Source organism: Methylobacterium sp. CCH5-D2 (assembly GCF_001556475.1).
GTDB lineage: Bacteria > Pseudomonadota > Alphaproteobacteria > Rhizobiales > Beijerinckiaceae > Methylobacterium > Methylobacterium hispanicum.
Window position 1 is genome coordinate 1 of record NZ_LSIX01001066.1, and the last position, 1185, is coordinate 1185.

Annotated in this window: 1 protein-coding gene; it reads left to right on the forward strand. The window is 71.5% G+C overall.

Features of this window, described 5'->3' with window-relative positions; translation table 11 throughout:
• Positions 1–2 precede the first annotated feature (2 nt).
• The coding region (locus AX737_RS28895; RefSeq protein ID WP_082773361.1) for a porin at positions 3–1185 on the forward strand (1183 nt) is incomplete at its 3' end.

Below are 1185 nucleotides of genomic sequence, written 5' to 3' on the forward strand. Positions count from 1 at the left end.
CCCTGCTCGGCTCGGCCGCGGCGCTCGCCGCCGTCGCCGGCGCCCAGGCCGCCGACCTTCCGATCAAGAAGGCCGCCCCGATCGAGTACGTGCGCGTCTGCTCGACCTACGGCGCCGGCTTCTTCTACATCCCCGGCACCGACACCTGCCTGCGCCTCTCGGGCCGCGCCCGCTTCGAGTACGGCTACCAGGCCCCGCTCGCCCGCGGCACGGGCAACGGCGACTACAGCGGCTACCGCGGCCTCGCCCGCATCAACCTCGACGCCCGCACGCAGACCGCCTACGGCACCCTGCGCGCCTTCGTCCGCCTCGAGACGGCCAGCCGCACCGGCTTCCCGACCATGCACTCGGGCACCCAGAACCGCATCGGCAACGCCTTCCCGGCGCTCGGCGTCGACGGGTTCGGCCGCGTGCAGCAGTACTTCAACACCGACAAGGCGTTCGTGCAGTTCGCCGGCTTCACCGCCGGTCGCGCGTCCTCGTTCTTCGACTTCTACGCCCACGACTTCGAGATCCAGGCCGGCACGCTCGGCTCGGACGTCGCCTCGACCAACCTCGCGGCCTACACCGCCACCCTCGGCAACGGCTTCTCGGCCACGCTGTCGATGGAAGACCCGAGCTTCCGCCGCACGCCGGTCTACTCGCCCGCCAACGTCGCCGCCGCGGCGGCCGTGCTCGGCAACTCCAGCCTGCAGACCTTCGCGGTCACGCAGTCGCCGGCCCCGGTCTTCCTCGGCTTCAACGCCGCCGGCCTGCCGGTCGGCCTCGGCTTCGTGGACGTGATCGAGCGCAACCGCATGCCCGACTTCGTCGGCGTGCTGCGCTACGACCAGCCCTGGGGCTCGGCCCAGATCTCGGGCGCCGTGCACGAGGTCAACGTCGGCGCGCTCAACAGTGCACCTGCGCAGATCATCGGCACGAACCCCGGCACGCTCGGCCGCACGGCCTCCGAGTACGGCTGGGCCGTCCAGGGCGGCCTGAAGATCAACCTGCCCTTCATCGCTCCCGGCGACACCCTGTACCTGCAGGGCGCCTACGGCGAGGGCGCGGGCATGTACACCGGCGTCTCGGCCTGGGCGGGCTCCTACATCCAGTCGGCCACCTCGCTCCAGGGCGCGCCGTTCCAGCAGTTCTTCTCGGATGCGGTGCTGAACCCGCTCAGCAACCGCCTCGAGCTGACGCAGA